The organism is Nostoc cf. edaphicum LEGE 07299, assembly GCF_015207245.1.
Lineage (GTDB): Bacteria > Cyanobacteriota > Cyanobacteriia > Cyanobacteriales > Nostocaceae > Nostoc > Nostoc edaphicum_B.
The window spans coordinates 1-2,755 of the sequence record NZ_JADEXF010000925.1 but is presented as its reverse complement, the minus strand read 5'-3'; the positions used below and the strand labels follow the sequence as shown (position 1 = coordinate 2,755).

At 42.0% G+C, this 2,755-nt stretch carries 3 protein-coding genes; all 3 read right to left on the bottom strand.

Annotated features, from left to right (window positions below):
* Positions 1 to 47: 47 nt before the first annotated feature.
* From IQ229_RS22655 to IQ229_RS22650, 3 genes are read right to left on the bottom strand one after another with little or no spacing between them, the layout of a single operon-like run.
* Positions 48 to 2,036, bottom strand: a complete 1,989-nt coding sequence (locus IQ229_RS22655; RefSeq protein WP_194047613.1) for an FHA domain-containing protein — start codon at positions 2,034 to 2,036, stop codon at positions 48 to 50.
* Positions 2,033 to 2,236: a DUF6760 family protein gene (locus tag IQ229_RS24755; RefSeq protein ID WP_313931140.1), complete on the bottom strand. Its 204-nt coding sequence runs from the start codon at positions 2,234 to 2,236 to the stop codon at positions 2,033 to 2,035. The genes IQ229_RS22655 and IQ229_RS24755 overlap by 4 nt, the downstream gene beginning before the upstream one ends.
* Positions 2,179 to 2,562, bottom strand: a complete 384-nt coding sequence (locus tag IQ229_RS22650) for a hypothetical protein (protein ID WP_094347971.1) — start codon at positions 2,560 to 2,562, stop codon at positions 2,179 to 2,181. The genes IQ229_RS24755 and IQ229_RS22650 overlap by 58 nt, the downstream gene beginning before the upstream one ends.
* Positions 2,563 to 2,755: the final 193 nt, after the last annotated feature.

Genomic DNA, 2,755 nt, shown 5'->3' with positions numbered 1-2,755 from the left:
GGTCTAATAAGTCCGGTATCTTGTTGTTCGTGACTAATTTAGAATTGCTATATCGATTTCAGGTAATGCACAATCGCCTCTGCTGTTGAGAAGTTAGTAGCCAATAAAACTTGATTAATAGTGCATAATCTTAACAGTGCTTCTTCATTTGCTTGACCAGGTTGAGGTTGCAACAAGTCTCGCAGGAAAATAACTGCTACAATTTCTCCTGCTCCAACCAGTGAAGCAATTGTTTGATATCCTCCAGAAGTTGGTGCAGGGGTTTGTTGACTAATAGTTATCCCTGCCTGTTGATGTAAAACTTCACTAACAGATGGCCAAGTAATTGTAAAACTCTGCGAGAAAAATTCCTGATGTTCGGAAACCAATTCAGCAAGTTCTGATTTCTTGCTTTCATGAGCAATCAGTACTATATTTCTTTTAATGATTGCTTGAGGAGACTCACTTCCATTTGTTTCTTCTGGAGTTTCATCAAAACGATGTTCTTCTAATTGCGGAATTTCTTCAATAGTTTGACTGATGCTCTCAGTAGCTCCACTTTCTGTTGTTTCCAAAGGTGGAATATCAGAAATTTCACTTATTTGTGCAGCAACACCATCAACATATAGATTAACTTCTTCAGTACTTGCATTACTCAAATCAATGTATTGATTGCTTAAAACTTCCGCAACGGCATCATCAGGTGCAGTTGATGCTTCAGAAACTTCGCTTGTTGTTTCATCTACCGCAGAAGTAGGTTCTAATTCGTCAACATCTGCGCTGTCTGCTGGTGTAACTGACCTATCCCAATCTATTGCTTCATCAATGATATCGCGTGTAACTTGGCTCTCCTCCTCTGCCGCTTGTGGCTGAATCTCATTGTTTTCAACAACTTCACTGGTTTCTTCTGCTACTGACGTATCCAAATTCACTACTTCATCGTGAGTAGTTTCGGGAATGTCAGTCTCCTCCTCAGATACATGGTGGAAAATATCGCGCAGCTGGACGGAGGTAACTTCTGCTGCTAGTGCTGCCTCCAACTCTGCATTTTCATTGTAGGTAGCTTCGGGAGTGGTGCTTTGTACAGGAACTTCGTTGAAAATATCACGTGGCTGTACGAAGGTAACTTCTGCTTCTAGTGCTGCCTCTAACTCTGCATTCTCGTCGTAGATAATTTCTGGAATAGGACTTATATCACGCTGTTGTACGAAAGTAGATTCTGTTGCCAGTGCTGCTTCAAAATCTACAGCCTCATCGTGGTTAGCTTCTGGAAGGACACTTTCCTCTTCAGGAGTTTCAATGATGTTTTCAGGTGCAGCTATAGCGTCATCAAGTTCAGTCAAAGAAACTTCTGAGGCTTCGCTGACTTTTGGAACCTCTACTTCCTCACTATCTGCGCTGACTTCTGGTGTAACTAATGTCCGCAAATCCACAATTTCATTACGAACATCGTGTGGAACTTCGCTAACTGCTTCTGGTGGCTGAATGATGTTTGCAGGGGCGATTATCTCAACAATCGGGATGACATCATCAGGTTGAGTCGCAACGACTTCCTCAATTTCGCTGATTTCTGGGGAAGGGGGTGTTTCTACTTCGGGACTAATTGGCGTTGAAACTTCGTTAACTACCTCTGGGACTGGATTAACAACATTGGCAGCGTTGACATTTTCAGGCGATCGCGGCCGAGAAAACAGTGAAGGATCTATAATTCTAAAGACTGTCTCTGGTTGCTCATAAACGGGAGCAACTGCTTCCAAAATCAAAACATAATCTGCAATCCGAATAACATCTCCATCGCTCAAAGAATATGGTCGATCTTTTTCAGCCTGTTTACCATTAACTATTGAGCCATTTCTACTGCCAAGGTCAGAGAAGTAGTAATTTCCATTTTTAACAAAAAACTTAGCATGTACTCGACTGATATCAGGGCTGTCTAAGAGTAAATCAGAATCAGGAGAACGACCTATTAGCCATTCTCCTCTCGTTGGAGTTTCTGTGGTAAGGTCAACTTCATTGACTTCACTTAGATTTGGTGAGTAGCTAACTTTTACTTTCATATTAATTTTTGGTTAATTTTATTGATTTCTGCCACCCAGCGCTGACGGGTAGTATGTTCTAAATTTAAAATATCATCTTGTGACCAATGGAAATGATAAGCAATAAAAGCTACCTCCTCATATAAAGTATCAGAGGGGTAGCTTACGACTCCCCCGCTAGTTCTAGCTCCACTGAAAATTGAGTATTGCAGTGGGGACATTGTGTCGGAATGTGTACATTGCCTTGTTGATTGATTCGATTGTAAAATTCTCGGAGATAGGCAATGTCATGTAAGAGCAGTCCTTCGAGTAAATCAGGACTAACAGAGTTGAAACTGCCCAAGCGAGTGATAACCCTTGCAAGCATTACCAAGACACCGTAAGCCGGATTTTCTTGAACTTTGCGTTCTTGTTGCACCAAAATTTCATCTTTGGCGGTGGCTAAACGCATCACCCCATGACGATGTACTCGTTGTTCGCCATCACTCAATCCTCTAGGAAGAGTGAAAGCAAATTCTGTGCAGAGAGTATCCTTTTTACGGCGCATAGGTTATTGGGGAGTGCTGAGTGCTGAGTTAGGAGTTAGGAGTTAGGAGTTAGGAAGAAATATTATTGTTTCAAGCTTAAAACTCGGAAGTTGAGCCTTTTTGCTTGAACGTTGAGTCTTTGAACTCGGAACTTTAACCTTAGCACTCAGGACTCAGCACTCAGCACTCAGCACTCAGCACTCAGCACTCCCC

Excerpts from the sequence above, each read along its gene's own strand:
- IQ229_RS22655 (WP_194047613.1), bottom strand. The coding sequence starts at position 2,036 with ATGAAAGTAAAAGTTAGCTACTCACCAAATCTAAGTGAAGTCAATGAA.
- IQ229_RS24755 (WP_313931140.1), bottom strand. The coding sequence starts at position 2,236 with ATGTCCCCACTGCAATACTCAATTTTCAGTGGAGCTAGAACTAGCGGG.
- IQ229_RS22650 (WP_094347971.1), bottom strand. The coding sequence starts at position 2,562 with ATGCGCCGTAAAAAGGATACTCTCTGCACAGAATTTGCTTTCACTCTT.